Genomic DNA, 2,433 nt, shown 5'->3' with positions numbered 1-2,433 from the left:
GACCTGGGGGTGTCGGAGGCGCTGGCCGGTCAAGCCGTGACGGTTACTGCGGTCGTGGCCCTGTTCGCTGGGCTCCTTGTGCCGCGGCTGACCCGCTCGATAGACAGGCGGCTGGTGCTGTTGAGTTTCACGGCTCTGATGATCCTCTCCAACGCCTTGGTGGCATTGTCGTCCAGCATGGGCGTCCTGCTGGTGATGCGCGTCCTTCTGGGCGTCGCGCTGGGCGGTTTCTGGAGCATGGCAGCGGCCGTGGCCATGCGGTTGGTGCCGCCGCAGCGCGTGCCTCGCGCGCTGTCCATCATCTTCAGCGGGATTGCGGTCGGCACGGTGGTTTCCGTTCCTTTGGGGAGCTACCTGGGCGGGCTGCTGGGCTGGCGCAGCGCCTTCTGGGCGGCGACGGCGGTAGGTGGACTCACGTTTGCGTTCCAGTGGTTCACGCTGCCCCGCATGGCCCCGCGCAAGGCGGCAGTCCCCGAGTCGGTGGTGGGGCTCCTGCGCAGGCCAGGCATTGCAATCGGCATGCTGGGCTGCGTTCTGGCACACACCGGTCAGTACTCGCTCTTCACCTACATCCGCCCCACGTTGGAGAGCCTGGGGCAGGTGAGCGCTGATGGCCTGGCGCTGATCCTGCTCGGGTTCGGTGTGGCGAATTTTGTCGGCACATTACTGGCCGGTTGGCTTATGGAGCGCAGTTTGAAAGTCACGTTGGTGATCATGCCCGCCTTGGTGGGCGTAGCCGCTCTGGGCATGCTCCTGTTGCCGGTGGGCGTTGGCGGGCTATCGATCCTGGTTGCGCTCTGGGGCCTGGCCTTCGGTGGCGTGCCCGTTGCCTGGTCGAACTGGGTCGCGCGTGCGGTGCCCGATCAGGCCGAGAGTGCCGGCGGGATGGTGGTCGCAGCGGTGCAGTCTTCCATCGCAGCGGGAGCTGCATTGGGCGGCCTGGTGTTCGGGCTGGGGGGCATCGTTGCAGTCCTCACCGTGGCTGCGGCGGTGATGCTCCTCGCCAGCCTGCTCATCGCGTTCCGGGTCAGGGTGAGCTCGGCGGCGTTGTCGGCAGGTCCGGCGTTGCATATTTAGGCGGCCACACCAGGAATGCACATCGGGATTCAAGGACCGTCGATGCGGTCGGCGTCCTGTCTCAGCTTCCGCTAAAGTGCTCGGCCCTGTTTTAACTGGCGCTCGCTCCCGGGCGTGCACTTGAAGGACGTTGTTGTTGATGGTGGTGAAAGGTCTGGTGGTGTTGCTTTTGGTTCTTCCTTCCGTTCCTGGCGTGGCAGCAGAGCTGGTCGGCCGCGCGACGGTCACGGACGGAGACACCCTCACCGTGGCGAAGCAGCGCATCCGCCTCTGGGGCATCGATGCCCCGGAAAGCGCGCAGCAATGCACCGCCAAAGATGAGCGCGCTTGGCCCTGTGGGCGTCGGTCAGCCGCCGCGCTGGACGGCTATCTGCTGGAGAAAACCGTTCGTTGCCAGCCCAAGGACACGGACCGCTATGGCAGGGTGGTAGCGGAGTGCTTTGTTCAAGGGACGTCAGTCAACCGGTGGATGGTGCGCTCCGGTTGGGCGGTCGCGTATCGCCAGTACGCCACGGCATTCATCGCAGACGAAGCCGACGCGCGCCGGCACCAGCGGAACCTCTGGCAGGGGCCGTTTCAGATGCCAGCTGACTACCGTCGCAGCAAGCATGAGCAGACGGCACGACAAGCCCCGGTGGCCGCGCAGCCGGCGCCGGGCGGATGCCGCATCAAGGGCAACATCTCCCGGCAGGGCAAGAAGATCTACCACGTGCCCGGCCAGCGGGACTACGCGCACACGCGCATCGACTTGAGCCGCGGCGAGCGCATGTTCTGCAGCCCTTCGGATGCACTGCGGGCAGGGTGGCAGCCGGCGAAGCGCTGAGCTTCTCAGACCCTCCCATGCAGGCGGCGGCGCAGCGCACCGGCTGCCGTCGCGATGGCCGTCGCAGGCACCGCCAGTACCAGTGCATACACCAGTCCGGCCAGCAACAACGGGCCAACGCCCGACATCACGGCCACCACCGGCACCTGCAGCATCATGAGCAACAGTCCCCATAGCCACGCCTGCCTGGGAAAACAGGCGCCTAGAATTGCGGCGATGCCCAGTGCGATGGGATAGACGACGGTCCAGAACGCGGGCGCGTCCCAAGGCTCGCCGCCCGGCGTCTGCCAGGCGACCAGCATCCAGAAAACCACGCCTACCTTCAGCGTGACAGCACTGGCTGCAAGGGAATTTTCCGTCATCCGCATCGTTGCTCTCCGGCATGAAGATGCAGCATGCCACCGTCGTGCTGACGGTGTATGACCAGCACCGGCATGGCCACTCCTGCACTTGAAGCACGGCATTGCCCCTGGGTTGGCTTCGCGATCGTGTCGACCTTTGGCTTTGCCAATGTCGGCGTGGACATCTCGGGG

General features: G+C 65.8%; 3 protein-coding genes. 2 read left to right on the top strand and 1 reads right to left on the bottom strand.

Annotated elements, in window-relative coordinates; genetic code table 11:
• Positions 1-1,077: MFS transporter (locus AC1DQP_RS19445; protein ID WP_478052294.1), on the top strand; the 1,077-nt coding region annotated here is incomplete at its 5' end.
• Between the two features lie 139 nt (positions 1,078-1,216).
• Positions 1,217-1,900 carry a thermonuclease family protein gene (locus tag AC1DQP_RS19440; RefSeq protein ID WP_457320353.1) on the top strand — a complete coding sequence of 228 codons (684 nt, stop codon included), beginning with the start codon at positions 1,217-1,219 and terminating at the stop codon, positions 1,898-1,900.
• 5 nt (positions 1,901-1,905) lie between these two features.
• On the opposite strand, the gene AC1DQP_RS19435 is transcribed toward AC1DQP_RS19440, so the two are convergent.
• The gene (locus tag AC1DQP_RS19435) at positions 1,906-2,268 is read right to left on the bottom strand and encodes a hypothetical protein (protein WP_478052293.1); all 363 of its coding nucleotides are present in this window, start codon (positions 2,266-2,268) and stop codon (positions 1,906-1,908) included.
• Positions 2,269-2,433 lie beyond the last annotated feature (165 nt).

The organism is Stenotrophomonas sp. P5_A8 (assembly GCF_056400545.1).
The sequence above is the reverse complement of the archived record's forward strand: the minus strand, read 5'-3'. Positions and strand labels throughout refer to the sequence as shown.